The sequence below is a fragment of the Caulobacter sp. NIBR1757 genome, from assembly GCF_027912495.1.
Lineage (GTDB): Bacteria > Pseudomonadota > Alphaproteobacteria > Caulobacterales > Caulobacteraceae > Caulobacter.
The window spans coordinates 1,446,416-1,472,881 of the sequence record NZ_CP115463.1; the positions used below are offsets into that span (position 1 = coordinate 1,446,416).

General features: G+C 68.7%; 22 protein-coding genes. 10 read left to right on the top strand and 12 right to left on the bottom strand.

Annotated features, from left to right (window positions below; genetic code table 11):
* Positions 1-143 precede the first annotated feature (143 nt).
* The 6 genes from O5I81_RS07055 to O5I81_RS07080 form a co-directional block, all read right to left on the bottom strand.
* Positions 144-2,219, bottom strand: coding sequence for a prolyl oligopeptidase family serine peptidase (locus tag O5I81_RS07055; RefSeq protein WP_271069003.1), 2,076 nt, complete (start codon positions 2,217-2,219; stop codon positions 144-146).
* A 55-nt stretch (positions 2,220-2,274) separates the two neighbouring features.
* Positions 2,275-4,410: a prolyl oligopeptidase family serine peptidase gene (locus O5I81_RS07060; protein ID WP_271068240.1), complete on the bottom strand. Its 2,136-nt coding sequence runs from the start codon at positions 4,408-4,410 to the stop codon at positions 2,275-2,277.
* A 241-nt stretch (positions 4,411-4,651) separates the two neighbouring features.
* On the bottom strand, positions 4,652-4,891 hold the full coding sequence (locus O5I81_RS07065; protein WP_271068241.1) for a DUF3297 family protein: 240 nt from the start codon (positions 4,889-4,891) through the stop codon (positions 4,652-4,654).
* Between the two features lie 183 nt (positions 4,892-5,074).
* Complete coding sequence (locus O5I81_RS07070; RefSeq protein WP_271068242.1) at positions 5,075-5,773, bottom strand: 2OG-Fe(II) oxygenase; 699 nt, start codon at positions 5,771-5,773, stop codon at positions 5,075-5,077.
* The gene (ada, locus tag O5I81_RS07075; RefSeq protein ID WP_271068243.1) at positions 5,770-6,861 is read right to left on the bottom strand and encodes a bifunctional DNA-binding transcriptional regulator/O6-methylguanine-DNA methyltransferase Ada; all 1,092 of its coding nucleotides are present in this window, start codon (positions 6,859-6,861) and stop codon (positions 5,770-5,772) included. The genes O5I81_RS07070 and ada overlap by 4 nt, the downstream gene beginning before the upstream one ends.
* Before the next feature lie 234 nt (positions 6,862-7,095).
* Positions 7,096-7,890: a potassium channel family protein gene (locus tag O5I81_RS07080; protein ID WP_271068244.1), complete on the bottom strand. Its 795-nt coding sequence runs from the start codon at positions 7,888-7,890 to the stop codon at positions 7,096-7,098.
* 52 nt (positions 7,891-7,942) lie between these two features.
* On the opposite strand from O5I81_RS07080, the gene dapF reads away from it, so the two are divergent.
* The 3 genes from dapF to mtaB are packed head-to-tail and all read left to right on the top strand — an operon-like array spanning position 7,943 to position 11,015.
* Complete coding sequence (gene dapF / locus O5I81_RS07085; RefSeq protein WP_271068245.1) at positions 7,943-8,785, top strand: diaminopimelate epimerase; 843 nt, start codon at positions 7,943-7,945, stop codon at positions 8,783-8,785.
* Positions 8,782-9,729, top strand: coding sequence for an SDR family NAD(P)-dependent oxidoreductase (locus O5I81_RS07090; protein WP_271068246.1), 948 nt, complete (start codon positions 8,782-8,784; stop codon positions 9,727-9,729). Before dapF ends, O5I81_RS07090 begins: the two co-directional genes overlap by 4 nt.
* Positions 9,730-9,740: 11 nt before the next feature.
* On the top strand, positions 9,741-11,015 hold the full coding sequence (mtaB, locus tag O5I81_RS07095) for a tRNA (N(6)-L-threonylcarbamoyladenosine(37)-C(2))-methylthiotransferase MtaB (RefSeq protein WP_348637292.1): 1,275 nt from the start codon (positions 9,741-9,743) through the stop codon (positions 11,013-11,015).
* Between the two features lie 172 nt (positions 11,016-11,187).
* Here the strand turns inward: mtaB and O5I81_RS07100 are convergent, their stop codons facing one another.
* Positions 11,188-11,832 (bottom strand): trimeric intracellular cation channel family protein, encoded by a 645-nt coding sequence (locus O5I81_RS07100; protein WP_271068247.1) that lies wholly within the window; start codon positions 11,830-11,832, stop codon positions 11,188-11,190.
* A gap of 59 nt (positions 11,833-11,891) precedes the next feature.
* On the opposite strand from O5I81_RS07100, the gene O5I81_RS07105 reads away from it, so the two are divergent.
* The 4 genes from O5I81_RS07105 (at position 11,892) to O5I81_RS07120 (ending at position 14,515) form a co-directional block, all read left to right on the top strand.
* Positions 11,892-12,071 (top strand): hypothetical protein, encoded by a 180-nt coding sequence (locus O5I81_RS07105; protein WP_271068248.1) that lies wholly within the window; start codon positions 11,892-11,894, stop codon positions 12,069-12,071.
* Positions 12,072-12,355: 284 nt separating this feature from the next.
* A complete protein-coding gene (gene ftsY / locus O5I81_RS07110; RefSeq protein ID WP_271068249.1) occupies positions 12,356-13,285 on the top strand; it encodes a signal recognition particle-docking protein FtsY in 930 nt (309 codons plus the stop codon).
* Positions 13,286-13,295: 10 nt separating this feature from the next.
* Positions 13,296-13,925 (top strand): inner membrane-spanning protein YciB, encoded by a 630-nt coding sequence (locus O5I81_RS07115; protein WP_271068250.1) that lies wholly within the window; start codon positions 13,296-13,298, stop codon positions 13,923-13,925.
* 65 nt (positions 13,926-13,990) lie between these two features.
* Positions 13,991-14,515, top strand: coding sequence for a MarR family transcriptional regulator (locus O5I81_RS07120; RefSeq protein WP_271068251.1), 525 nt, complete (start codon positions 13,991-13,993; stop codon positions 14,513-14,515).
* Positions 14,516-14,690: 175 nt separating this feature from the next.
* On the opposite strand, the gene mdoH is transcribed toward O5I81_RS07120, so the two are convergent.
* From mdoH to O5I81_RS07140, 4 genes are all read right to left on the bottom strand, one after another.
* The gene (mdoH, locus tag O5I81_RS07125; protein ID WP_271068252.1) at positions 14,691-16,694 is read right to left on the bottom strand and encodes a glucans biosynthesis glucosyltransferase MdoH; all 2,004 of its coding nucleotides are present in this window, start codon (positions 16,692-16,694) and stop codon (positions 14,691-14,693) included.
* Between the two features lie 197 nt (positions 16,695-16,891).
* Positions 16,892-17,575 (bottom strand): DUF998 domain-containing protein, encoded by a 684-nt coding sequence (locus tag O5I81_RS07130; RefSeq protein ID WP_271068253.1) that lies wholly within the window; start codon positions 17,573-17,575, stop codon positions 16,892-16,894.
* Positions 17,572-18,792 (bottom strand): acyltransferase family protein, encoded by a 1,221-nt coding sequence (locus O5I81_RS07135; RefSeq protein WP_271068254.1) that lies wholly within the window; start codon positions 18,790-18,792, stop codon positions 17,572-17,574. Before O5I81_RS07135 ends, O5I81_RS07130 begins: the two co-directional genes overlap by 4 nt.
* 209 nt (positions 18,793-19,001) lie before the next feature.
* Positions 19,002-22,538: a hypothetical protein gene (locus O5I81_RS07140; protein ID WP_271068255.1), complete on the bottom strand. Its 3,537-nt coding sequence runs from the start codon at positions 22,536-22,538 to the stop codon at positions 19,002-19,004.
* Between the two features lie 224 nt (positions 22,539-22,762).
* On the opposite strand from O5I81_RS07140, the gene O5I81_RS07145 reads away from it, so the two are divergent.
* The 3 genes from O5I81_RS07145 to O5I81_RS07155 all read left to right on the top strand — a co-directional run bounded on the left by O5I81_RS07145 (position 22,763) and on the right by O5I81_RS07155 (position 24,858).
* On the top strand, positions 22,763-23,233 hold the full coding sequence (locus O5I81_RS07145) for a hypothetical protein (protein ID WP_271068256.1): 471 nt from the start codon (positions 22,763-22,765) through the stop codon (positions 23,231-23,233).
* A 345-nt stretch (positions 23,234-23,578) separates the two neighbouring features.
* The gene (locus O5I81_RS07150) at positions 23,579-24,142 is read left to right on the top strand and encodes a sigma-70 family RNA polymerase sigma factor (RefSeq protein ID WP_271068257.1); all 564 of its coding nucleotides are present in this window, start codon (positions 23,579-23,581) and stop codon (positions 24,140-24,142) included.
* The gene (locus tag O5I81_RS07155) at positions 24,139-24,858 is read left to right on the top strand and encodes an anti-sigma factor (RefSeq protein ID WP_271068258.1); all 720 of its coding nucleotides are present in this window, start codon (positions 24,139-24,141) and stop codon (positions 24,856-24,858) included. The genes O5I81_RS07150 and O5I81_RS07155 overlap by 4 nt, the downstream gene beginning before the upstream one ends.
* Here the strand turns inward: O5I81_RS07155 and O5I81_RS07160 are convergent.
* On the bottom strand, positions 24,855-26,429 hold the full coding sequence (locus O5I81_RS07160; RefSeq protein WP_271068259.1) for a hypothetical protein: 1,575 nt from the start codon (positions 26,427-26,429) through the stop codon (positions 24,855-24,857). The genes O5I81_RS07155 and O5I81_RS07160 overlap by 4 nt on opposite strands.
* Between the last annotated feature and the right edge of the window lie 37 nt (positions 26,430-26,466).

The window sequence follows — 26,466 nt, forward strand, 5'->3', positions numbered from 1 at the left end:
GCAATGCCGCGGTTTGACGCAGCCGGGCCCGTTTGGAGACCGCTAACGCCTTGTTGTGACAGCGATTGTCACAGCGCCATCCCGCCTGTGGATTTGTGGAGCGAGGGGCGTGGCGAGTCCGCCACGCTCCTCGACCATCGTCGCTAGTCCATCAGCCGGCGGCTGAGATAGCTGTACTCCAGCGCCACCCGCATCGCCGTCTCGTTGAGGTTGGCGCTGGCCGCGTGGCCGCCGTCGATGTTCTCGTAGTAGAGAACCGGATAGCCCAGCGACTCCAGCTTGGCGGCGGCCTTGCGGGCGTGGCCGGGGGCGACGCGGTCGTCCTTGGTCGAGGTCTCGATGTAGACCTCGGGATATTTCATACCGGGGCGTATGTTCTGGTAGGGGCTGTACTTGCCGATGTAGCTCCAGTCCTTGGGGTCCGTGCCATCGCCGTACTCGCCGGCCCAGCTGGCCCCGGCCCCGCCCATCACCGTGTAGCGCTGCATGTCGAACAGCGGCACCTGGATGACCACGGCGTTGTAGAGGTCCGGCCGCTGGGTCAGGGCCACGCCCATCAGCAGCCCGCCGTTCGATCCGCCCATGATCCCCAGGCGCCGGGGCGAGGTGATCTTGCGGGCGATCAGGTCTTCGGAGACCGCGAAGAAGTCGTCATAGACCCGCTGGCGGTTCTCCTTCAGCCCGGCCTGGTGCCAGGCCGGTCCGAACTCGCCGCCGCCGCGGATGTTGGCCAGCACATAGACGCCGCCGCGCTCCAGCCACAGCTTGCCGATCGAACCGGAGTAGCTGGGGTTCATCGACACCTGGAAGCCGCCATAGGCGTACTGCAGGGTCGGGTTCGACCCGTCCAGCTTGATGTCCTTACCGTGCACCACGAAGTAGGGGATCTTCGTCCCGTCCTTGCTGGTCGCCTCGTGCTGCTCGATGACCATGTTGCTGGCGTCGAACTTGGCCGGCGCCGCCTTGATCTGCTCCGGCTTGCCGCCGTCGGCCAGCCACAGGGTGGTCGGGTTGAGGAAGTTGGCGGCGGTGACCAGGACCTGGTCGCCCTGGCTCTGCACCGACGCGATGCCGAGCGAGGAGTTGGCCGGCAGGTCCAGCTTCTCGCGCGTCCAGCCCTTGGCGCCGGGCCTGTAGGCGTAGATGGCGCCGGTGACGTTGTCGGTCAGCTCGACGACCAGGGTGTGGGCGGTGTTGGTCACCGACTCGATCGCCTGACGGGCCGTCGGGCGCAGGATCAGCTCGGCCTTGGCGCCGGCCGGATCGGCCAGCAACGCCTTGAGGTCGAGGGCGACCAGATCGCCCTGCTTGAGACCCTGGGCGGTCCAGTCCTCGTCGAGGGTCAGCACCAGCCGGCCCTCGACCAGGCTCTGCACCGACGACTTCAGCGGGAAGGGCAGCTTGACCGGCTTGCCGCCGATCAGGGCGTAGGTCTCGCTCTCGAAGAAGCTGACCGCGCGGTTGATGAACACCGCCTCGATCTTGCCGTCCGGATCGCGCAGGGCGTAGCCGCTCACCGAGATGTCGTCCTCGGTCCCGCGGAAGAACTCCTTCACCGTCTCCAGCGCCTGGCCGCGCTTCCACAGGCCCAGCACGAAGGGATAGCTCGACCTGGTCATCGTGCCCGGACCCCAGTCGCGGGCGATCATCAGGGTGTCCTTGTCGAGCCAGCTGATGTTCTGCTTGCCCTCGGGGGCGACAAAGCCGCCCTCGACGAACTTTTTCTCGTCCGTGTCGTACTCGCGGACGGTCACCGCATCCTTGCCGCCGTCCGACAGCGAGACCAGGCAGTAGCGGTCATCGGGCGGCAGACAGTTCGACCCCTTCCACACCCAGTTCTTGCCCTCGGCCTTGGACAGGGCGTCGAGGTCCAGGATGGTCTCCCACGCCGGCTCGGCGGTGCGGTAGCTCTCCAGGGTCGTGCGCCGCCAGATGCCGCGCACATGGTCCTTGTCCTGCCAGTAGTTGCGCAGCTGGGCATCGCCCCTGCCGGCGAACCCGGCGATCGGGATGCGGTCCTGGGCGGTGACGATCTTCAGGGCGTTGTCGAACAGGCCCCGGTAGCGGGCGTCGCCCTGCAGCACCGGCAGGGAGCGGGCGTTCTGGTCGCGGGCCCAGCCCAGCGCCTTCTCGCTCTCGACCTCTTCCAACCATTGAAAGGGATCGGCCTGGGTGGCGGAGGGGCCGCCCGGGGCGTTCTGGGCATTGGCGGCGGGGATCGAGGTCAGGGTCAAGGCGGCTACCGCGGCGGAGAGGAGAAGGTGTTTCAACGCATCAATCCATCAGTTGGCGTGACAGGTACACATAGTGCATGGCCCAGCGCCTGGCGTTGGCCCTGGGATCGGCGCCGTTGGCGTGACCCCCATCGAGGTTCTCGTAATAGAGATAGGGCGCGCCCAGCGCCGACAGGCGGGCCGCGAACTTGCGGGCGTGGCCGGGGTGGACGCGGTCGTCCTTGGTCGAGGTGGTGATGTAGGCCAGCGGGTATTTCACGCCGGGCTTCAGGTTCTGATAGGGGCTGTAGGCCGCGATCCAGGCCGCTTCCTCGGGAATCTTCGGATCGCCGTACTCGCCGATCCAGGAGGCGCCGGCCGGCAGCTTGTCGTAGCGCAGCATGTCGAGCAGCGGGCTCTCGACCACCACGGCGTTCCACAGCTCCGGCCGCTGGGTCAGCGCCACGCCCATCAAGAGGCCGCCGTTGGAGCGGCCGTAGGCGCCCAGGCGCCGGGGGCTGGTGACCCCGTCCTTGATCAGCGCCTCGGCCACGGCGAAGTAGTCGTCATAGGCCCGCTGGCGGTTCTGTTTCAGCGCCGCCTCGTGCCAGGCCGGTCCGAACTCGCCGCCGCCGCGGATATTGGCCACCGCATAGGCGCCGCCGCGTTCCAGCCACAGCTTGCCGACGATCGGGTCATAGACCGGCAGCTTCGACAGCTGGAAGCCGCCATAGGCGTGCAGCAGGGTCGGGGCCTGGCCGTTCATGGCCAGGTCCTTCTTGCGCACCAGGAAGTAGGGGATGGCGGCGCCGTCCTTGCTGATCGCCGTCTTCTGCTCGACCATCAGGTCGTCGGCGTTGAAGCGGGCCGGCAGCATCTTGATCGGCTTAGACAGCGGCGTCGAACCCACCCCCAGTTTCAGGGTCGTGGGGGTGAGGAAGGTCTCCTCGGTGTAGAAGACGTCGTCGCCCTTGTCGGCCGTGCTGACGATGGAGATGGCGGCGTTGTCGGCCCCCAGATAGCGCTGCATCAGCCAGACGCCCTGGGTCTGATTGAAGGTGACCAGCGAGCCCCGCACATTATTGTACAGCACCGCCACCACGCGGTTGTCGGTCACCCGGATCTGGTCGCGGTCGAGCGCGATGCGGTCCTTGGGCTCGAACACCACCTGGGCGATGGGCTTGCGCGGCAGGTTGCGGTTCTGCGGCTGCGGGGCGAACTGGCTGGCCAGCATGGTCGGCGCATCGACCGCCAGCACCGAGCCGGCCTTGTAGGCGGCGCCCTTCCAGACCCAGTCCTGCTGGATGGAGACGATCAGCCGGCCATTGACCAGGCCATGGACGTTCGACCGCGTCGGCAGCATCAGCCGCTGGGTCTGCAGCTGATCGTTGACCACGAACCAGGCGGTGTTGAAGAAGTCGAGCCCCAGCCCGACGAGGACCAGCTTGTTGCCCTTGGCGTCCTTGAGGACGTCCGGCGAGACGCTGACGTGGCGGGTCTCGCCCTCGAACACCGTTTTGGCGGCGGTCAGCGGCTGGCCCCGACCCAGCACCTTGATGATCCGCCCGTAGCCGCTGTCGGTCAGGCTGCCCGGACCCCAGTCGCGGGTCAGGATCAGCCGGTCATCGTCCAGCCATTCGATGTTCTGCTTGCCCTCGGCCAGCCGGAAGCCGCCGGCCACGAACTTTTTCGAGGCGAGATCAAACTCCCGCACCTCGACCGCGTCCTTGCCGCCGTTCGACAGCGACACCAGGCAGCGGTCATAGGCGGGCGAGCGGCAGGTCGAGCCCTTCCAGATCCAGTTGGCCTTCTCGGCGGCGCTCAGCGCATCGAGGTCCAGCACCGTCTCCCAGACCGGATCGGCGCTGCGATAGCTCTCCAGCGTCGTGCGCCGCCAGATGCCGCGCACATGCTCGGCGTCCTGCCAGAAATTGTAGACCGCCGTGCCGATGAACTCCGGCGTCGGAATGCGGTCCTTCGCCGACAGCACGGCCAGCGCCTCGTCGTGCAGGGTCTTGTAGCGCCCATCGCCGGTCAGCACCGGCTCGGCCCTGGCATTCTCGCCCTTTACCCAATCGAGCGCCTTGGGCCCCTCGACCGCCTCCAGCCACTGGAAGGGATCGGTCTGGGCGACCGCGACGGCGGCCGAGGCCAACAGCGCAAGGCCGGCAAGCGCGGCAAGGCGGAACGAACGCATGAAAGACTTCCCCGGGGGACTCTGGCCCGAAAGCAGGAACCGGGGAGCATAAGGGCCCCCGTGGCGGGAGCAAGGCGGCAGATGTCGTGCGCAGCCCCTGTCTGTCATCCCGGCCGTAGGGCGTAGCCCGGAGAGCCGGGACCCAGGGGCCGCACGCACCGGCGAGGGCAGCTGCGCCGACGGCGCCCTGTCCCTCCTGGGTCCCGGATCGTCCCTTCGGGCCGTCCGGGATGACGGTGTGTTATTCGTTTGGCTTGATGTAGGGCTCGACCGGGCCCGACAGCTTGATGGTCATCGGGTTGCCCTTGCGGTCGACCTTGTTGCCGACGGCGACCTTCACCCAGCCTTCGCTGACGCAGTACTCGTCGACGTTGGTCTTTTCCTCGCCGCGGAACTTGATGCCGATCCCCTGCTGCAGAAGCTCCTCGTTGTAGAAGGGGCTGCGCGGGTTGGTGCAGAGGCGGTCGGGAAGGTCGGCCATGATACGTCTCGATAGAGGTGAGGCGCGGTTGATAGCCGCCCTTCCTCCATCTGTCATCCTCCGGCCGCGCAGCGGACCGGGGGACCCATGGCGGCTCTGGATAGACTCCCGGCGGTTTTCACGCGGACCATTGGGTCCCCCGATCCGGCTTCGCCGGTCGGAGGATGACAGCTAGAAGGGCATTCACGTCGCGTCGTGGAAGATCACCCCCAGGGTATGGCGCGAACCGGAGCGCAGGGCGCTGACCCCGTGGCGCATGGTCACCCGGTAGGTTCCGCGCGTTCCCGCCACCGGCCGGCTGTTCACCGCGAACACCACCCCGTCGCCCTGCTTCAGCGGCACGACCATGACCCGCGACTGCATCCGCGGCCGCTGCTCGGTCAGCACCAGCTCGCCGCCCTCGAAGTCCCGCCCCGGCGCGCTGAGCAGCACCGCCGCCTGCAGCGGAAACACATGCTCGCCGTAGAGGTCCTGGTGCAGGCAATTGTAGTCGCCCGGCCCATAGCGCAGCAGCAAGGGCGTCGGCCGCCGCTGACCCGCCTCATGGCAGCGCTCAATGAACTCGGCGTGCGCCTCCGGAAACCGCGCCGCCATCCCCATCGCCTCATGCCAGCGGTTGGCGATCGGCGCGAGGTGCGGCCACATCCGCTCGCGCAGACCCTGGACCAGCGGGGGCAGAGGATAGCTGAAGTAGCGATACTCCCCCCGCCCGAAGCCGTGCCGCGCCATGATCACCTGGCTGCGGAACCCGCCCGGCTGGTCGTACAGCCCGGCGATCCGCTGGCATTCCTCAGGCGTCAGCAGCCCCGCCAGCACCGAGAAACCCTGTCCATCAAGGTTCCCGGCGACGGCGGCCCAATCGACCGCCGCCAACCGGCTCACGCCGCCTTCTCGCGGTCGATCAGCGCCTGCTTGCGCTCGACACCCCAGCGATACCCCGACAGCGAGCCGTCGTTGCGCACCACCCGGTGGCAGGGAATGGCGATGGCCAGGGCGTTGGCGGCGCAGGCGCCGGCGACGGCGCGGACCGCGCTCGGCTGGCCGATGGCCTCGGCAATGTCACGATAGGTCGCCGTCGTTCCGGCCGGAACCTCCTGCAGGGCCTGCCAGACCCGCTGCTGGAAGGCCGTGCCGCGCACGTCCAGGGGCAGATCCAGGCCGATTCCCGGCTGTTCCACCAACCCCACCACCCGCGCCACCACCTGCTCGAACCCCTCGTCGCCACCCACAAGTCGCGCCTTGGGAAAGCGGTCCTGCAGGTCGCGCACCAGGGCGTCCGGATCATCGTCCATCAGGATGGCGCAGACCCCCTTGTCGCTCCGCGCCACCAGGATGGCGCCCAACGAACACTGCCCGACCGCGAACCGGATCTCGGCGCCGACCCCGCCGGCCCGCCAGGCCTTGGGGGTCATGCCCAGCAGGGCGTCCGACGCCTCATAGAACCGCCCGGCCGAGTTGAAGCCGGCGTCGTAGATGGCCTCGGTGACGCTGCCCGCCGTCTCCAGCCCCTCCCGCAGCCGCATGGCCCGGTGCGCGTCGGCATAGGCCTTCGGCGTCACGCCGGTCACGGCCTTGAACAGCCTGTGGAAATGGTGCGGGCTCAGCCCCGCCGCCCGGGCCAGCGCCTCCAGCGCCGGCGGCTCCTCGGCCGCCTCGATAATCCGGCAGACCTTTGCGACCAGCGCCGCATCCCGCTCGGCCTTCGGCGGCTGGTCGGGCTTGCAGCGTTTGCAGGGCCGGAACCCCGCCGCCTCCGCATCAGCCGTGGTCAGATGAAACCCGACATTCTTCGGATTGGCCGGCCGGGCGGCGCAGGACGGACGGCAATAGACCCCCGTCGTCGCCACCGAATAGAAGAATTCCCCGTCGGCGCCGGCGTCACGGGCCAGCACCCGCGGCCAGCGCGGGTCCAGTTCGGTTGGGGTCTTTCCTGCGGTCATCGGGGCCTTGAAGGCGAGAACGGTGCTCATGACGGTGTCCTTTCGTGGTGTGCCGCCACCATGGAAGGATGCCGATGCGCCCGCGCTCCGGGTCTTGCTCTGCAATCGAAATGTAGGGGTTTCCCGTTCCCTGTCATCCTCCGGGCGCCCGCAGGGCGAACCGGTGGACCCAAGACGGCTCTTGAAAGACTTCCGGCAGTCTTCACGCGGACAGTTGGGTCCCCCGATCCGCTTCGCGGTCGGAGGATGACAGCGTTTGGGCGTTCACTCCTCGTTCGGAATGCACAGCACCTGGCCACAAGCCTTGCAGTGCACCGCGTCCGGATCATGCAGCAGCAGCGCGCATCTGGGACAGGCATGGCGGACCTTCGGCGGTCGCACCAGCACCTGCATCAGCCGGATGAACAGAGACACCCCGACCAGCATCACCCCGATGGACAACAGGCGGCCCCAGGTCCCCGGCAGGCTGATGTCGCCATAGCCGGTCGTCGTCAGGCTGGTCACCGTCCAATAGAGGGCGTCCACCCAGCCGCCGATGCCCTCATAGCGGCCGATGAAGGTCGCATAGACGAACCCGGTGATGACGAAGATGAAGGTCAGCAGCCGCACGCCGGCCTTGCCCAGTTCCTCCCAACGGGTGTTGTCGTAGCGCCGCCCGACGGTGCGCCAGAAGAAGTCGCTCTCGATCAGGGTCCAAAGCCGCAGGACCCGCAGGAAGCCGAAATTGGCCAGCCAGACCGGGAACAGCAGCGTCGCCAGCACCGCCAGGTCGACCCAGACGAGCGGCCGCCTGAGCCAGGACTTGAGGTCGGGCGCCGCCAGGAATCGCGCCCCGAGGTCGAGGACCAGAAACACGGCGATGGCATAGTCGATGGCGTAGAAGGCTCGTGTCTCGCGAATGATCGGCGCCGCCACGAAGAAGGCGACGATGGCCAGGTCCAGCACAATGATGCCCAGCCTGAACTTCACAGCCACGGGCGAATCCCCGTGGTAAAGCGCCCGCAGCCGGGCGCGCAGGCGCCAACCCTTGTCCCGTTCTTCCCGATCTGCCTGCGCCATGCGCGCGCAACCCCTCACGATCCAGCCTGATTTGCCTTATATAGCCCGCTCCATGTCCCGTCCGTTCCTGAAGATGAATGGGCTCGGCAACGATTTCGTCGTCGTCGAGGCCCGCGAGCAGCCGTTCCGCCCGACGGCGGACGACGCGCGTCGTATCGCCGACCGCGTGGGCGGCATCGGCTGCGACCAGCTCATCGGCCTTGAGGCCTCCGACCGGGCCGACGCCTTCATGCGCATCTGGAACGCCGACGGCGGCGAGGTCGATGCCTGTGGCAACGCCACCCGCTGCGTCGGCTGGCTGCTGATGCAGGCCAGCGGCAAGGAGGCCGTGGTCATCGAGACCGGCGCCGGCCTGCTGCACGCCGCGCGCGGTCCGGCCGGAACCATCAGCGTCGACATGGGCGAGCCCGGCCTCGACTGGCGCCAGATCCCGCTCAGCGAGGAACTGGATACCCGCCGTATCGAGGTCCTCGCCGGCCCGGTCGGTCAGACCTTGCAGCCGCCCGGCGCGGTCAGCATGGGCAACCCCCACATCGTCTTCTTCCTCTACCACGAACCCGAGGAGAGCATGGTTCGGGGCCTGGGCAGCATGCTCGAGCACCACCCCCTGTTCCCCGAAGCCGTCAACGTCGGCTTCGCCCACGTCGAGGCCCCGGACCGCATCCGCTTCCGGGTCTGGGAACGCGGCGCCGGCATGACCCGCGCCTGCGGCACCGGCGCCTGCGCGGCCCTGGTCGCCGCCGCCCGCCGGGGTCTCTCCGCCCGCAAGGCGACCGTCGTCATGGACGGCGGCGAGCTGACCATCGAATGGCGCGAAGCCGACAACCACGTGATCATGACCGGCCCGGTCGAGGTCGAGTTCACCGGCCGGCTTCCGGAGGCCATCGCGGCATGACCCATCCCGCCCTGCAAGCCGGCCACACCGCCGTCATCACCGGCGCCGCAGACGGCATCGGCCTGGCCGCCGCCCGCCGGTTCCTGGCGCTCGGGCTCAACGTCGTCCTCGCCGACGTCAACGCCGAGAAGCTGCTGGCGGCCGTCGCCGGCCTCGCCGCCGGCGACCGGGCCATGGCCGTGCCGACGGATGTTTCCGATCCGCGCGCCGTCGAGGCCCTGCGCGACGCCACCCGGGCCCAGTACGGCGACATCCATGTGCTGATGAACAACGCCGGCATCGGCGGCGGCGGCTCGGCCATTGAGCGGCCCGATCGCTGGCGCGCGCTGATCGAGGTCAACCTGTTCGGCGTCATCAACGGCGTCCAGGCCTTCGCCCAGACGATGATCGACCAGGGAACGCCCGGACTGATCATCAACACCGGCTCCAAGCAGGGCATCACCACCCCGCCCGGCGACACCGCCTACAACGTCACCAAGGCCGGGGTGAAGGTCCTGACCGAAGGCCTGCAGCACACCCTGCGCACGACCGAAGGCTGCCAGATGACCGCCCATCTGCTGGTGCCGGGCTACACCTTCACCGGCATGACCGCGCGAGGGCAGGGCGACAAGCCGCCGGCCGCCTGGACCGCCGACCAGGTGATCGACCATATGATCGCCAGTATCTCGGCGGGCGACTTCTACATCCTCTGCCCCGACAACGACGTCGATCGCGCCACGGACGCGGCCCGCATCCGCTGGGCCGCCGAGGATGTGGCGGCGGGCCGCCCGCCCCTCAGCCGCTGGCATCCGGACTACAAGGACGACTTCGAGGCCTACATGGCCGCCCAGCGACAGGAAAACGACGGCTGGCTGGCGAGGTACAATGATCGCATCCGGGCCATGGACGAGCCGAAGGGCGAGTCCGGCTTCGTCGCCGGGTTCGCCCTGGGAACGCTGTTTTGACCGAAGAGGTCATGGATACGCCCGCCATCGCGGAAACGACGGGTGGCGCCCGCGTCGTCACCTTCGGCTGCCGGCTCAACGCCTATGAGTCCGAGCAGATCCGCGCCCGGGCCGAGGCCGACGGCGTTTCGAACGCCATCGTCTTCAACACCTGCGCGGTGACCGGCGAGGCCGTCCGCCAGGCCCGCCAGGCGATCCGCAAGGCCCGCCGCGAGAACCCGAACGCCCGCATCGTCGTCACCGGCTGCGCGGCCCAGATCGACCCGGCCGGCTTCGCGGCCATGGACGAGATCGACCTCGTCCTCGGTAACGCCGAGAAGGCCGCCCCCGGCGCCCTGCTGCCGCAACCGGAACTGGGCCGCGTCCGGGTCAACGACATCATGAGCGTGCGCGAAACCGCCGCCCATCTGTCGGACGGGCTGCGCGACCGCGCCCGGGCCTATGTCGAGATCCAGAACGGCTGCGACCATCGCTGCACCTTCTGCATCATCCCCTATGGGCGCGGGAACAGCCGCTCGGCCCCGGCCGGCGAAATCGTGGAACGGATCGGCCGCCTGGCCGCCGAGGGCTGGAACGAGGTGGTGCTGACCGGCGTCGACCTGACCAGCTGGGGCGCCGACCTGCCGGGGACGCCGACCCTCGGCCAGCTGGTCGCCCGTATCCTCAAGCTGGTCCCGGCCCTGCCGCGCCTGCGCCTGTCCAGCATCGACGCCGCAGAGATCGACCCCGACCTGATGCGGGTGCTGGCCACGGAGACGCGGCTGGTTCCCTACCTGCACCTGTCCTTGCAGGCCGGCGACGACCTCATCCTCAAGCGCATGAAGCGCCGTCACCTGCGGGCGGATGCCCTGAAGCTGGTCGCCGACGTGCGCGCTGTGCGGCCGGACGTGGCGTTCGGCTGCGACCTGATCGCCGGCTTCCCGACCGAGACCGACGAGGCGTTCGAGAACACCATGAAGCTGGTCGAGGAGGCCGGCCTCTCCTACCTGCACGTCTTCCCCTACAGCCCGCGCCCGGGAACGCCGGCGGCGCGGATGCCGGCGGTGCCGAGGCCGGTGATCAAGGCGAGGGCGGCGCGGCTGCGCGAGGCGGGGGCGGCGGCGTTGGCGCGGCACCTCGAAGCCAGGGTCGGCAAGGTGCTTGAAGGCCTCGTCGAACGGCCGGGCTTGGCGCGGGCCCCGGACTTCACGGAGATCGCCTTCGAGGGTGAAGCCGAGGCCGGAAGCCTCCGCCAGATGCGCGTCACCGGCCATGATGGTGTTCGGGCGCTGGCCGTGCTCGCCTAACCTCCCTCCCCGAATTGGGGAGGGCAGACGCGCGGTTACGCGCGTCGGGTGGGGAACTCGGTCACTGACGTTTGAGGCCAGGCGCTGAGAAGCCTAACCGGCCGGGGCCGGTGACCCACTTCCCCACCCGGCGCGCAACGCGCGCCTGCCCTCCCCAATTCGGGGAGGGAGGTCAGCGCTCCGGCGGCGGCTCCCGCCCATCAAACCCCGGCAGCCCCAGTTTCCAGCGGATCGCCGCCCCCCTCAGCGCAAACGCACAGCCGAACCCGATGACCCCCGCCAAAATCCGGTCCACCCCCAGCACGGCCAGCACCACGAACACCGTCGCGCCCAGGATCGTCGCCGTCACATAGATCTCCCGCTGCAACAGCACCGACGGCTCGCCGGCCACCACGTCGCGCAGCACCCCGCCGAAGCAGGCCGTCATCATCCCCATGACCACGGCCGAGGCCGGATGCACCCCCAGCGACAGCGCCTTGGCGGCCCCGACGATGCAGTAGGCCGCCATCCCGACGGCATCAAGCCAGAGCAGGGCGCTCATCCGCCAGGTCCGCCGCCCGACCATCCAGACGATCACCGCCGCCGCGATACAGGCCAGCAGGTAGCCGGGGCTGTTGATCCAGAACACCGGCGCCCCGATCAACAGGTCGCGCAGGGTCCCGCCGCCCACCCCGGTCATCGCCGCGAAGAAGGCGAAGGTGACGATGTCATGCCCCCGCCGCGCCGCCGCCAACGCCCCGGTCGCGCCGAACACCAGCACGGCGGCGTAGTCGAACAGCAGGAAGGCCGTTTCGAGGTTGGGCAGGGTCGGCTGCATGGCCAATTCCTAAGCCGCGCCGGCTTGAAAGCCCAGACGCCAGAGCGCAGGCTCGCCCCATGGGAGACGTCGTCGATCTGCGGATGCACAAATGGGCCGTGAAGCTGGCCCGGCTGCTCGGCCGGCCGGACGGCCCCGAAGCGCTGACCGACCGCACCCTCAAGGCCATCGTCGCGGTCAATACCGACGAGGAGATCGCCGACATGCTGTCGCTGCCGATTCCGCGCAAAGGTCGATAATTTTACCCGGAGAATATTATTTCGAACCTTTTTCGCCCCTCCGGGCCCCGTCTCACATCGTAGGCGCCGGGCGCCAACATTCCCCGCGCCCGCCTCAACGCCATGCCTACGCCGGCGCCAACAATCCCAGCCGCGACCGCAACCCGGATATCACAGTCTTTTCCGTCACTTGCCGCCTCGCCGGGTGACCGCTCCCATGCTAGACTCCCGCTTCGACGAGAAACCGTAGGCGCCGCCCCCTCGCCGGGCGTGACCTGCCCCGCGCCGCAGGCTAAACCCCGCCCATGGCTGAACAAAAACAAGGCTGGTTCCAGCGCCTGACCAGCGGGCTCTCCCGCTCCTCGCAGGCGATGACCCAGCAGGTCACCGAAATCTTCCGCAGGCCCCTCGACCAGGCCCAGCTCGACGAGCTGGAGGAGATGCTGATCGAGGCCGACCTCGGCCCCCACGCCGCCGGCCGCATCACCCAGGCCTTCAGCGACGCCAAGTTCGGCAAGTCCGTCTCCGACCAGGAGGTCAAGGAAGCCCTCGCCGAGCTGGTGACCAGGGAACTGATCAGCCGGGAAGGGGCCTTCGACCCGCTGTCGGGCCCCAAACCCTACGTCGTGCTGTTCATCGGCGTGAACGGCTCGGGCAAGACCACCACGCTGGGCAAGATCGCCGCCGACCTGACGTCCAGGGGGGCCAGGGTGCTGATCGTCGCCGGCGACACCTTCCGCGCCGCCGCCGTCGAACAGCTGCAGGTCTGGGCCACCCGAGCCGGCGCCGACTTCATGAGCCGTCCGACCGGGGCCGACGCCGCGGGCCTGGCGTTCGACGCGGTCGAGAAGGCCAGGGCGGATGGCTACGATGTGGTCCTCATCGATACCGCCGGCCGGCTGCAGAACAAGCAGGGGCTGATGGACGAACTCCTGAAGGTCATCCGCGTCCTGAAGAAGGTCGATCCGGATGCGCCGCATGAGACTCTGCTGGTCCTCGACGCCACGGTCGGGCGCAACGCGCTCAGCCAGGAAAACCTGTTCGGCAACCAGATCGGCGTCTCCGGCATCGTCATGACCAAGCTGGACGGCACCGCCCGCGGCGGCGTGCTGGTCCCCGTCGCGCAGGCCTCCGACAGCCCCATCAAGCTGATCGGCGTCGGCGAGGGCATCGACGATCTGCAACCTTTCGACGCCCGGGCGTTTTCCCGGTCCCTGGTCGGGCTGGACGCCTAAAGGAAAACCCATGACCGAACCGTCCGCCACACCCGACAAGAAGAAGTCCCACGGCTGGATCCGCACCGCCGTCGACTTCGGCGGCCTGCTGGCCTTCTTCATCGGCTATCTGGTCACCCACAGCCTGGTCGCCGCCGCCTGGTGGCTGGTGGCCGGCTCGGCTGTCGCCCTGGTGGTCGGCTACGTCGCCGAAAAGCGCCTGGCGCCGATGCCGCTGATCTCCGGGGTCCTGGCCCTGGTGTTCGGCTCCCTGACGGTCTTCTTCAAGGACCCGATCTTCCTGAAGCTCAAGCCGACCATCACCATGACCCTGTTCGCGGTCATCTTGCTCGGCGGGCTGGTGGCGAAGAAGAATGTTCTGAAGATGCTGATGGGCTCGGAGCTGGTGATGAGCGACGCGGTCTGGCGCACCTTCACCCTGCGCTACGGCCTGTTCTTCCTGGCCATCGCCATCCTCAACGAAATCGTCTGGCGCAACTTCGACGAGGGCGTCTGGGCGACCTTCAAGGTGTTCGGCATCCTGGGGCTGACGGTTCTCTTCTCCCTCAGCCAGGCCCCGCTGATCATGCGCGGGATGAAGGAGTCCGAGGCCCCCGTCGATCCGGAGGAGGCGACGGCCGCCCCGCCGATCATTGAATGATCTGTCGTCAAACCTACACCGAGGCCGATTAAGCTCCGCACGCGGTCAATGAACCGGAGGGGATTATGGCGAAAGACAAGTCGGGCAAGCGGGCCGCCGCTTCGGTGGGCCACCTGCTGCATCGGGCGGCCCAGCGCGCGCTCGATCTCTACGCCGCCGAGGCCGGCCCCGGAGCGGTGACCCAACGCCAGCACGCCGTGCTCGCCGCCGTCGCCGAGAAGGAAGGCGCCGCCCAGGCCGACCTGGTCGCCTCCACCGGCATCGACCGCTCGACCCTGGCCGACATGGTCGCCCGGATGATCGACAAAGGCCTGCTGGCGCGGGAGCGCTCGGCGCTCGACGCCCGGGCCAACGCCGTGCGCCTGACCGACGCCGGCCGAGAGGCCCTGGAGTCGATCGGCCCCAAGACCGCCGCCGCCGACGCCGCCCTGATGGCCCTGCTGCCCAAGGGCAAGCGCGATGGCCTGCTGGAGGCGCTGGAAATCCTGGCGGCCGGCGAGGCGCGGGTGAAGAAGGTCAAGCTTCCGAAGGCCGAGAAGGCCGAGAAGAAGGCCCGGAAGAAGAAAGAGAAGCTCGCGAAGACGGCTTAACCCTCCCTCCCCGAATGGGGAGGGTAGACGCGCGGTTACGCGCGTCGGGTGGGGAAGTCGGCCACTGACTTTCGAGATTAAGCACTGAGAAGACAAACCGGCCGGGCGCCAGTGACCCACTGCCCCACCCGGCGCGCAACGCGCGCCTGCCCTCCCCATTCGGGGAGGGACGGTGTCAGTGCACCGTCGCCGAGGCCGGCACGGCCCGCCGTTGGGTGGCGATCAGGTTGGGCCAGAACACCGAGGTTTCCGGCACATCCATGTTGGCCACCGGCCCGTGACGGTCATCTACCACCGGGAACAGCTGGTGGATCTGCGCGCCCAGCGCTTCGCTGCGCTCGGTCACTTCTTCCGGGGTGACCAGCAGGCCCATGCGGCCGGCCCAGGCGCCCAGGTCCTTGCGGCTGGTGGCCACGGCGATGAACGGCGAGGCGATCAGCGGCAGGATGATGGGGGCGAACCAGATGGTCAGGTTGGGGGCCAGCAGCAGCATGCTGGCGAACAGCAGGCCGGTGTTGATCTCCCAGCGGTGGGCGCGGAAGGCGTCCTTGTAGCTAAGGGTCTCGCCTTCGCGGGTCTGGGTCGACCAGCCGGCGTCGCGGCCCATCAGCACCTCGAAGACGATGCGGCTGTGGCCGACCATCATCACCGGGGCCATGACGGCCGAGTAGGCGGTCTCGAAGGCGGCGCTCTTGAGGATGGCGAAGGCGCCGCCGAACTTGGCGCGCTCTTCGGGGCGGCTGAGGGTCAGGGCCAGGCCGAGGATCTTGGGACCGATCAGCATCAGGACGGTCAGCAGCGAGGCCCAGATGATGGGGTCGTACTTCACCGGCGCCAGCAGGCGCCAGTACTCGGGCATGGTCAGGGTGATCTGGGCCTGGATGCCGAGGCCGACGATCAGGCTCAGCAGCCAGATCGGCGAGACGAGGTAGCAGAGCATGCCGAAGAACAGCTGCAGGCGGCTGATCGGGTGCAGGCCCGGCGCGAACAGCAGGCCGAGGTGCTGCAGGTTGCCCTGCGCCCAGCGGCGGTCGCGCTTCATGAACTCGATCATCGAGGGCGGGGTCTCTTCGGTCGAGCCGTCGAGCACCGGAGTGACGTGCACCGCCCAGCCGCCGCGACGCAGCAGGGCCGCCTCGACCACGTCGTGGCTGAGGATGTGGCCGCCGAAGGGCTTCTTGCCGGGCAGGACGGGCAGGCCCGAGCAGGAGGCGAAGGCCTTCACCCGGACGATGGCGTTATGGCCCCAGTAGCTGCTCTCGGCGCCGGTCCACCAGGCGAGGCCGGCGGAAGCGACCTTGCCGAACATGCGGACGCTGAACTGCTGGGCGCGGGCGTAGAGGGTCTCGGCGCCGATGATCACCGGGGTGGTCTGCAGCAGGCCCATGCCCGGGTGGCGCTCCATGGCGTCGACCAGCTTCACGACGGTCTCGCCGCTCATCACGCTGTCGGCGTCGAGGATGATCATGTGCTCATAGGCGCCGCCCCAGCGGGTGACCCAGTCGCTGATGTTGCCGGCCTTGCGCTCGATGTTCTTGGGCCGGCGGCGGTAGTAGGTGGCGCAGCGGCTGCGGGCGCGCAGGGCCGAGAACTGCACGCGCTCCTGGGCGGCGATGGCCTCGTTGGTGGTGTCGCTCAGCACGAAGAGGTCGAACCAGTGGGCGACGCCCAGCATGCTCAGCGAGCGCTCGATCCTGGCCAGGCGGGCCAGGGTGGCGGCCGGGTCTTCGTTGTAGAGCGGCATCAGCAGCGCCGTCTTGACGCGCGGGGCCGGGACGATGGCCGGGAAGTCGAAGATGTCTTCCTTGCGGTTCTTCAGAACCCAGAAGCCGGCGACGGCGCTGCAGAACCAGGTCGAGACGGCCGAGACCAGGGTCACGAACAGGCCGAGCGCGATCCACTCCAGCGGCGTGAACCCGTCGCGCATGTAGAGTTGCAGCGGGGTGGCGGCGATCAGGGCAGTCAGCAGCCAGCTGGCGGCGAACAGGATGGTGCGGCGGACGCCGATGTTGGCGGGGGAGGTGACGGGGGCCTTGGCGAGTTTAGGAGCATCGGCGCCGAACGACTGGCGCGGCATGTCCATCGGCGATTCCGCCGGCAGCCAGGGCTCGCCCAGCGGCGCGTAGGCGCGGCTGTCGTCGTGCTCGTAGCGCAGGGCCAGATTGCTCGTGCCATCCATCGGAGAACCGCCGTCAAAAGGTGTCCGTCCCGCCCCGGAGAGCGCGCCAACCGACTCTGCCGGAGGCTGGTAACGTGATTATCACGGATACGTTATGTTGCGCTGCGATGGAAGCGGGAAAATCGCTTCCGGAGCGATCGGCGCCCAAAAATGCATCGCCTCTGCACGGCTGTGACCAGACGGGGGCGAAGGGGTGTTCAGAACACGTCCGCTTCACCCGGCGCTTGCGCCAGACGGTAAAGCCGACGCTCCAGACCATAGGCGGCGATTCCCGTCCAGCCGACCAGCAGGATGGCGAACGCCGTCTCCCAATGGCCGACGTTCTGCGGGTTCACCATGCCGTACCAGATGCGGTGGTTGGTGATCAGGGCCATCATCAGGTTGGCCAGGCTGACCAGTCCGAGGAACAGCTTCAGCCGCCCCATTCCCTCGATTTTCCAAAGCCCCCAGATCAGGAACAGCGGGGCCAGGATGATGCCGAGGCCGAGGTTGATCAGCAGGTGCCAGGGGTTGGGCCAGGGGATGAGGGCGGAGACGACCATGCCGATCCCGGCCAAGACGAAACAGAGGATCAGGCCGCCGGCCGCGATGCGCGGGCCGCCCACGGCCACCACGGCCAGGCCGAAGCCGATCCCGGCCGCGGCCGCGCCGAACCCGCTGATCAGCACCCCGCCATTGAACAGCCAGGGGTGCGGGGCCGCCGCTCCGCCCAGGTCGCTGAGGTACATGGTGGCGTTGTTGTAGCCGGGGTAGGACAGGGCCGCGAGGATCACCGCCAGGAAGGCGAAGATCGGCGCGCCGACGCCGATGACCAGCAGGATCCGGCGGCGGCGCCAGCGTTGGCCCGGGGCGAACTGGGCGGCAAGGTCGTCGAGGATCACGCCGCCCGCGCTCCGGGCGGTTCGCTCACCGGCGGGGTGTCGTTGCCGATGGTGGTGATCTCAGGTTCCCGGGCCGGTGGCGGCAGCTTAGGACCGAAGGGCTTGAGGCCCCACAGCGGCCGGATCAGATTGATGCGGCGCACCGCCTCATAGACCGCCAGGCTGCCGGCGAAGGTGATGGTGATGAAAAGCGGGACCTCGACCCAGACTGGCATGCCCAGGGGCGCCAGCACGAACAGGGCCATGACCAGGATCGTCTGGTGGGCCATGTAGACCGGGAAGATGGCGTCATTCAGATAGCGCTTCACGGCCGTATCGGCGGCGCGAAGATGGCGGCTGGCGAAACCAAGGGCGGCGCAGACCGTGGTCCATTGGGTGATCGCGAACATGGTGTTCTTGATCGAGCCGGCGAAGATCCCCCCGTCCTGGCTGGCGTGGAGGGCCATCAGGCAGCCGACCGAGACGAGAGCGAGCGGCAGGGCTATGAAACGCAGCCGTTCCAGCTCCTGCCAGATCCTGGCCTGGCCGACGATCAGGAAGCCGAACAGAAAGACGCCGAGCGAGGAGGCGTGGTTGTACCAGTCGTGCTGGATCTGGTTGTTCAGTCCGAACCAGGGGAACAGCCCCTGGCGGACGATGGCGAGATACAGGATCGGCAGGACCAGCAGCTTCCAGCCGGTGAGCGTCTTCGCCAGCCATTCCTCGGCCCTGGCGATCCAGCCGGGCCGGGTCAGCAGGGCCACGGCGACCAGGCTGTAGGCGCCGATGTAGAGCACGAACCACAGGTGGTTGATGGCGATGCCGTCGGCCATCCCCTTGAGGCTGAACTCACGGATCCACCAGTCGACGACGCTGCCTGTATAGCCGTCCTTGGTCACCGTTTCGGCCCAGCCCTGCGGCGGCACCAGGATCAGGGTCCCGAACAGCAGCGGCGGGGCCAGGCGGGCGAAGCGCTGCTTCAGCACTGCCTTGGCGTCGTACTTGAGGCTCATCAGCCGCAGCGCCGCGCCGGAGACAAGGAACAGCAGGGTAAGACGCCAGGGAGAGGTCAGGAGGATGACTTCCTCCATGAAACCAAAGCGATGTTTGCTGTTCAGGTGCCAGTCCCACGGGGTGTAGGCCAGTCCCACATGGTACAGGATGAGCAGGCCCAGCGCGCCGATGCGCAACCAGTCCAGATCGGCCCTGCGGCTGTTGGATGTGGGGGCGGAGGCCATGGCGGCGGTCCTATGCCGCCCGCGGACAAAAAAGTCCACGTCCGAGGCTGCGCATGCCCTGGTCGATCAAGCCGCTACCTCCCGCGCCAATCTCGCAAGTCTTTGAAATCACAAGGGCCCGCGGGAGTTCCGCGGGCCCAGGCGATTCGCCTGCGCAAAGGCACTATGCCTCAGCGCCTGTGTCCGGGCTGTGCCCGTACGGTCACGGCCTAGAGCAGGAAGTCGCTGGCCTGCAGGGTCAGGCCGGTGCTGACACCGATCTGGAAGTCAGCCACACCGTCACCATTGACGTCTCCCTCGATCACCATGGTGGTCGCGTTCTGGGTGAAGACCCGCAACTGGCCGGCGACACCACTGAAGGCCGAGGCGCCGACGAAGGCGAAGGCGTCGTCCGAACCGCCGGTGACGGCGTCGATCTGGCGAAGATCGATCAGGTCCGGCCCGAGCCGCTCCGTCCCGCGCGTGAAGTCGGCGACCACGTCGCGGCCGGCGCCGACCACGCTGTCCGCAAGGCTGGTGAAGACGAAGGTGTCCGCGCCGAAGTTGCCCTGCATGATGTCCCGGCCCTCGCCGCCGATCAGGACGTCGTCGCCATCGCCGCCGAACAGGCTGTCGTTGCCGAGCCCGCCCTTCAGCATGTCGGCGCCGTCCTGGCCGGAGAGGGTGTCGTTGCCCGCGCCGCCGTCCAGGCTGTTGGCCAGGGCGTTGCCCGTCAGCTTGTCATTGCCGCCGGCGGCAATGACGTTCTCGATGCTGGTCAGGGTGTCGGAGCCGGACCCGGTGTTCTGGGCCCCCGTGGCGTTGAGGTTGACGTTGACCACGCCGGCCGCGCCGGAGAAGTCGGCGGTGTCGCTGCCGTCGCCGCCGTTGAGGGCGTCGTTGCCCAGCCCGCCGATGAGGACATCGTCACCCGCCTCGCCCAGCAGGCTGTCGGCGCCGGTTCCGCCATCGATGCGGTCGTTGCCGTCTCCGCCGTTGGCCGTGTCATTGCCGACGCCGCCGAAGATGAAGTCGCCGCTGCCGCCGCCGATAAAGCTGTCGTCGCCGTCGTCGCCGTTCAGGGTGTCGATGCCCGCGCCGCCGACCAGGAAGTCGGCGCCGAGGCCGCCGGAGACGGTGTCATCGCCCATGCCGGCGTTGATGTAGTCCGCCTCGGCTGTGCCCAGGAAGGTGTCGCCGAGGCTCGTGCCCAGCGTCACGGTGCGGAACTGGTTGCCCCGTTGCGCGCCGCTGACCAGGTCGCGGACGTCGAAGGTCAGGCCGGCGCCGGCGACGAAGGTGATCCCTTCGTCATCGGAGCGGCTGACCGGACCGCTGAGGCCGTCGCCGCCGTCTTCACGCTGGAAGCGCACGGCGAGACCGCCGTCCTGGTTGGCCATGGTGTTGGAATCGTTGGCGTTGTTGTTGCCGACTTCGCTGCTGGTGAAGGTCAGGCGGATCTGCCCTGCCGCCCCGGCGACGTTGACGGTGTCGGCCCCCGCGCCGAGGTTGACGGTGTCGGCGCCGTCGGTCGAGCTGTTGAAGATGGCGATGTCGTTTCCGAAGCCGCCGAACAGGGTGTCGTTGCCGCCGCCGCCGAGGAAGGTGTCGTTTCCGTCGAGGATGGAGCCGTCCCCACCGGTCAGGGTGTCGTCACCGGCGCCGCCGACCAGGAAGTCGTCGCTGGTCCCGCCGTTGATGACGTCATTGCCCATGCCGCCGTTGATGTAGTCGGGCGTGGCCATGCCATTGATCACGTCGCCGGCGCTGGTCCCGAGAATGACGGCCCGGAACTGGTCGCCGCGGGCGGCGCCGGTGACCAGGTCACGGACATCGAAGGTGGCGCCGAAGGCGGGATCGACGAAGGTGATGCCCTCATCGTCGGTGCGGGTGATCAGGCCGGTGAGGTTGCCGTCGGCGTCCTCAGCCTGCAGTCGGACAGCAAGGCCGCCGTCCTGCTGGGGCGAGCCGTTCGAGTCGAAGGCGTTGCCGTTGCCCGCCTCGCTGCTGGTGAAGGTGACGCGGATCTGCCGGGCGGCGACGGCGCTGACGTTCACGGTGTCGTCGCCGGTCCCGAGGTTGATGCTGTCGGCGCCGGCCTCGTTCTGCAGGTTGAGGGTCGCGGTGTCGTTGCCGCCGCCGCCGTTGATGACGTCGCTGCCCGCGCCGCCGCGGAAGGTGTCATCTCCCGCGCCGCCGGTGAAGACGTCATCGCCGCTGCCACCGACCGCCCGCAGTTGTTCGATGCTGCTGAAGGCGACGCCGTCGGTGCTCATGCCTGCGCCGGTGGTGATGTCGACCGTCATCGCCGTCGTCGCGCCGGTGCGATCGTAGACCAGGGTGTCGGTCCCCGCGCCGCCGTCGATGATGTCGGCGCCGAAGCGGGTGTAGAGGACGTCGGCGCCGTCACCGCCGTTCAGGGTGTCGATGGTGGTCCCGGCGGTGGGATCGACGTCGGTGGCGAAGATGGTGCTCGACGGTCCGCCGAGGACGCTGCCGTCGGTGGCGGTGTAGCCGTAGGCGTCGCCGTAGAGGCTGTCGTTGCCGATGCCGCCGTCCAGCATGTCGCTGCCCAGGCCGCCGAACAGGGTGTCGTCGCCGCCTTCGCCGAAGACCATGTCGTCGCCGCTGAACACCCAGGTCATCCGCGAACCGCCAAAGCCGCCGACCTTGCCGATCAGGGCGCCGTCGCCGTCCAGGGAGTCGTTGCCGTCACCGCCGTAGATCAGGTCCGCGCCGTCGCCGCCGCCGGCCCGGTCGTTGCCGCCGTTGGTGCGGATGACATCGTTGCCCGAGACGATGGCGCCATTGTCGAAGCTGTCGCGCACGAAGGTGCGGATGTTGTCGTCTGCGGAGCCGGTGGTGACGTCGAAGCGCTCGACGTTGTCGAACTGCACGCTGGTGGCGCTGAGGCCGGTGGCGCTGTTGAACTGGAACTCGCCGTTGTTGATGACGCCGAAGGTGGCGGCCTCATAGTCGACGACCAGGGTATCGAGACCCGCGCCGCCATCGACGGTGTCACGGCCGAAGCGGACGACCAGGGTGTCGGCGCCGGCGCCGCCCAGAAGGCTGTCGTCATGCGTGCCTGTCGAGGCATCGACGTCGGTCGGGGTGATGGTCACGCCCGAGCCGAACAGGCTGCCGTCGCGGACCGTGAAGGCGTAGGCGTCGCCGTCGAGGAAGTCGTTGTCCGCGCCGCCTTCGAGGGTATCGTCTCCGGACCCGCCGTAGAGGGTGTCATTGCCGGCGTCGCCGAGCAGGCGGTCGTCGCCGGTGAAGGTCAGGGTCTGGACGCTGCCGTCGAACAGCCCGGTCAGCGAGCCTTCGCCGTCGAGGATGTCGTCGCCCGCGCCGCCGCGGATGAAGTCGTTGCCGCCGCCGCCAGCCAGCCGGTCATTGCCGGCCCCGCCGTTGATCAGGTCGTTGCCGGAGGTGACGATGCTGTCGCTGAAGCTGTTGCGGACGAAGGTGCGGATGGTGTCGTCGCCCGAGCCGGTCGAGATATTGAACCGCTCGATGTTCGAGAAGGTCACACTGGTCGCGCCGAGGCCGGAGGCTTCGTTGAACTGGCTCTCGCCGTTGTTCATGATCGCCACCGTAAGGGCCGCGTAGGAGACGGTCAGCAGGTCGAGGCCCGTGCCGCCATCGACCGTGTCGCGGCCGCTGGTCACCGTGATGGTGTCATTGCCGCCTTGCGCGTCGATCGTGTCGTCGCCGGAAGTGTCGACAAGGGCGTTGTTCGCCGCCGTGCCAGTGATGTTCGCCATTTTGGTTACGCTCCTGCGGGCCTTTGCGGCGCCGTTTCCTCACCCAGCCCCGGACCCCGTCCGAAGCGCCCAAAATGGTGCGGCATAATGTCGCACAAATTCGAGTAACGGGAGGTACGTCCGGCGCGGCGGAAAAGATGCGGGGCGAGGAAAAAATAAAAGCCGTGACCGGGGACAAGCCTTGCGGGCAGGATCAGGTCATTGATTTTCTTCAAGGAACCCGCATGGCTCTGACCTTCATCCGGGCTCGTCGGCCGGACACCGCCTTCACCGCGGCCATCACCTTCCTTGCGGCCCAGAAGCCGTTTGACCGCATGCCGCTCGGCCCGATCATCGCCACGGTTTCGGGCGCCATCCAGCGCGGCCACTACGTGCTGGCGGTCGAGAATGACACGACCGTGGTCGGCCTGACCTGTTGGGCGCTGACCGACTACGATACCGCGATCCACTGGAGCCGGGGCGAGGCTCAGCCCACCTTCGATCAGGCGCTTAATGGCGACACGGTGATGATGATGATGGGCGGCGGCGACGGACCGGGGGTCGCGCTGGGCGGCCTGCGCCACATCGGCGACCGCTATCCGGGCCAACGCTACGTGATGAACCGCTTCGACCGCGAACGGCCGAGCCTCGGCCGGTTCCCGCCGGCGCGCGAGGGCGCGACGGGGATCAGCGACGAGACCGCCTTCGGGGATTGATCCGCGGGGAGGGCGGGCGGGACCGGCCGGTCGTCGGGGGGGAGTGTGGCCGGCCCCGCCCTGGCGGCGCCTTGGAGCAGGTACGCGCCCCGACCCGAAGGCCCGGACGCCGCGTTGTCGGGAAGGCCGTCTGCTGGACCGGCTTGATCTCCCCACCCCAAGCTACGCAGCCGCCGTTCGACCGGATTTGGGGCGAGGCGAAAAAAGTTCGGCAAATCCGAACGTCAATTCGGAGCGTATCTGGTGACCATGAGTTACGCCGCCAGCCCGACGACCCATGGATACGCCGGTTCCGCCAGGAACCACGTCGCGCCGGGCCGGCGACGAGACACCCTGGGGAGGGGCATGAAGACCGAACTGGACCGAGAGCGCTTGAAACGGACGCTCGCCGATGTCGCGAGCGGGGACCGCGCCGCGATGGCCGACCTCTACCGCGCCACCTCCGCCAAACTGTTCGGCGTCTGCCTGCGCATTGTCCGCGACGACGCCGAGGCGGAAGAGGTTCTGCAGGAGGTCTATCTGACCGTCTGGAAGCGGGCCGCTTCCTACGATCCGGCCAAGGCCAGCCCGATTACCTGGCTGGCCGCCGTCGCCCGAAACCGCGCCATCGACCGCCTGCGGGCCTCGGGCGCGCGGGTGGTGCGCAGCTCCGGGCCGATCGACGGCGCCATGGATCTGGCCGATCCCTCGCCCGATGCGGAAAGCAGCTTGAGCCACAGCGAGGAAAGCCTCCGCCTCAAGGGCTGCCTCGATCGGCTCGAGCCTGACCACGCCGGTCTGATCCGCCGCGCCTTCTTCGGCGGCCTGTCCTACAGCGACCTTGCCGAGGCGGCCGGACGGCCGCTTGGAACCGTCAAGACCTGGATCCGCAAGGGTTTGATGAATCTGAAGGTTTGCCTGGAGTCATGAGCGTTCCCAGCCCCACCCATCCCCAGGACCTGCGGGCCGCCGAGTATGCGCTTGGCGTCCTCGAAGGCGACGCCTGGGCCGAGGCCCAGGCCCTGGCACGCAGCGACGCGGCCTTCGCGGACGCCGTCGAGACCTGGGAACTGCGTCTCGCGGTCCTCGCCGATTTTGTGCCCGAAATCCGCCCGCCGGAGCGGGTCTGGGAGGCGATCCGCCTGCGCCTCGGCCCGACCGCGGCCAACGACAACAGCAAGTGGTGGAACAGCATCGACGTCTGGCGTGGCCTGACGGCGGCCTCGGTGGCGGTGGGCGCCATCGCCATCGGCATTCTGGTATCGCCGAACCCCGACCCGGTCGTGAAGCCACCGCCGGTCGTAGTCGCGACCGCGCCATGGACGGCCGTGGTCGCCGCGCCGGACGGTGGACCGAAGCTGGCCGCCATCACCGTGGACACTGACCTGAAGCGGATTGTCGTGACGCCCCTGGCGCTGACCGCCGAGCAAGCCCGGTCGCTCGAACTCTGGGTGGTGCCGGGCGATGGCTCCGCGCCCCGGTCACTCGGGCTGGTGAAGGCAGACGGCGCGACCGTGCTGGCCGCCGCCCTGCCGGTCGAGGCCAGGGGCGCCGCGCTGGCCATCTCGCGGGAGCCCGCCGGCGGTTCGCCGACCGGCGCGCCGACCGGGCCCATCCTCGGGGTCGGGGCCCTGAGCGGGACTTAGCGTTTGACCGGCTTGGGGAAGGCGTAGGACAGCTCGGCGATCGCCGTCTCGGCGTCGATGATCAACTCCGGGACGACGCCGTCCTGCCCCGGGCTGACGACGACGACCTTCAGGACCTCGAGCTTGTCGCGCACGGGCGCGAGCATGCAGCCCTTCTGACCGCGGGTCTTGGCGGTAACCGCGCAATGCATGATCAGCGCCTCGCCGGCGGCGGATCCGACGAAACTGTACGGGCTGGCGTACATCAGGTCGCCTTTATACTTGTCCTTGGCGGTCCGCTTGAGGAACAGCGGCGGCGGATTGCCGCCCTTCCAGACTGTCGAGGCGTTCGAGGTCCAGGAGCCGCTGGTCATCACGCCCCGAATGGAGCGGAACAACATCCCCGGCTTGTCGGTGCGCTCGATCAGCGCGCCGGCCTTGCCGGCCAGGGCTTCGGAGCGGATGGCCGCCGGGTCGCGGGCCAGGGAACCGGTCAGTTCGGCCGGGGTCGCGCCGGTCCGCAGCCGCTCGGTCATCAGGGCGACCGCCGGGGCGGTGGGCGCCAGCCAGCGACCGCGCGCCGCGAACTGGGCCCGGGCTTCCTTGACCTTGCCTTCGGCGAGGTTGCGGCCGACGGCCTGGAAGTCGAGCAGTTCCTCGGACTTGGCGGCGGAATCCCCCGTGTTCAACGACTCGCCCGAGGCGATGGCCTTGTCGGCGGCGGCGCGGGCCTTGGCCGCCAGCTCGTTGGACTTCGCCTGGTCGCCGGCCATCATGTAGGCCACCGACCGCCGGGCCAGCATGATGGCGGGCTCGTCCTCGGGCTCGGTCTGGAAGGTGCGGAAGTTCTGGTAGAGCCCCTCGTAGTCGAGCGCCGACCCCACCCAGTCGCCGGCCCATTGGCGGGCGTCATGGCGGTCGCGGATGACGATCGGCAGCATCCGCGTGTACTGGTCCCAGAAGGCCGCCTTGGCCGGCGTCATCTCCGCCGTCAGCCCGACATAGGGCGCGGCGCGCTGCAGATTGATGATGTCCCAGCGCGAGGCCTGGGCCATTTCCAGGGCCTTGGCTTCGGCCTCGGCGGGGCGGCCGAGACGCAGCAGTGCAGCGGCCTCGATTTCCAGGCGAGAGAGGCCGAGCGACCGGCGATAGCCAAGGTCCGTCGCCTTCTTGCCGGCCAGGGTTTCGGTCGTGCCGGCGGTCGCCAGAGCGCCGGCGTGATCGCCGGCCTCCAGCTGGTGCACGGCCTTGGCCAGGGTCAGCTGGACCAGCCGGATGGGGTCGGTCTCGCCGGCAATCGCCTGGTCGCAGGCGCCGACGCCTTCGGCCCCCTTGAGCCGCTTGGAATCGTCCGGCGTCTCCGGTCCGCCGACCAGGCCGCCGACGATGCCGGCGGTGGCGGTGATGGCGAAGATCATCGCCGTGGCCTCGGCCGCCGAAATGTGGCGGCCCTTGCCGTCACAGCGCACGAAGCTCGAGCCGTCGGGCTTTTCCTTGGCGGGCGCGGCGGCGGCGGCGGGCAGGGCGATGGCCTGGAAGGCCACGGCGGCGGCGGCGAGCGCGGCGATGCCGGCGCGGCTGTGTCGGGTCATGATGAACTCCCCCCGGAGAAACAATACTGCCGCTCTG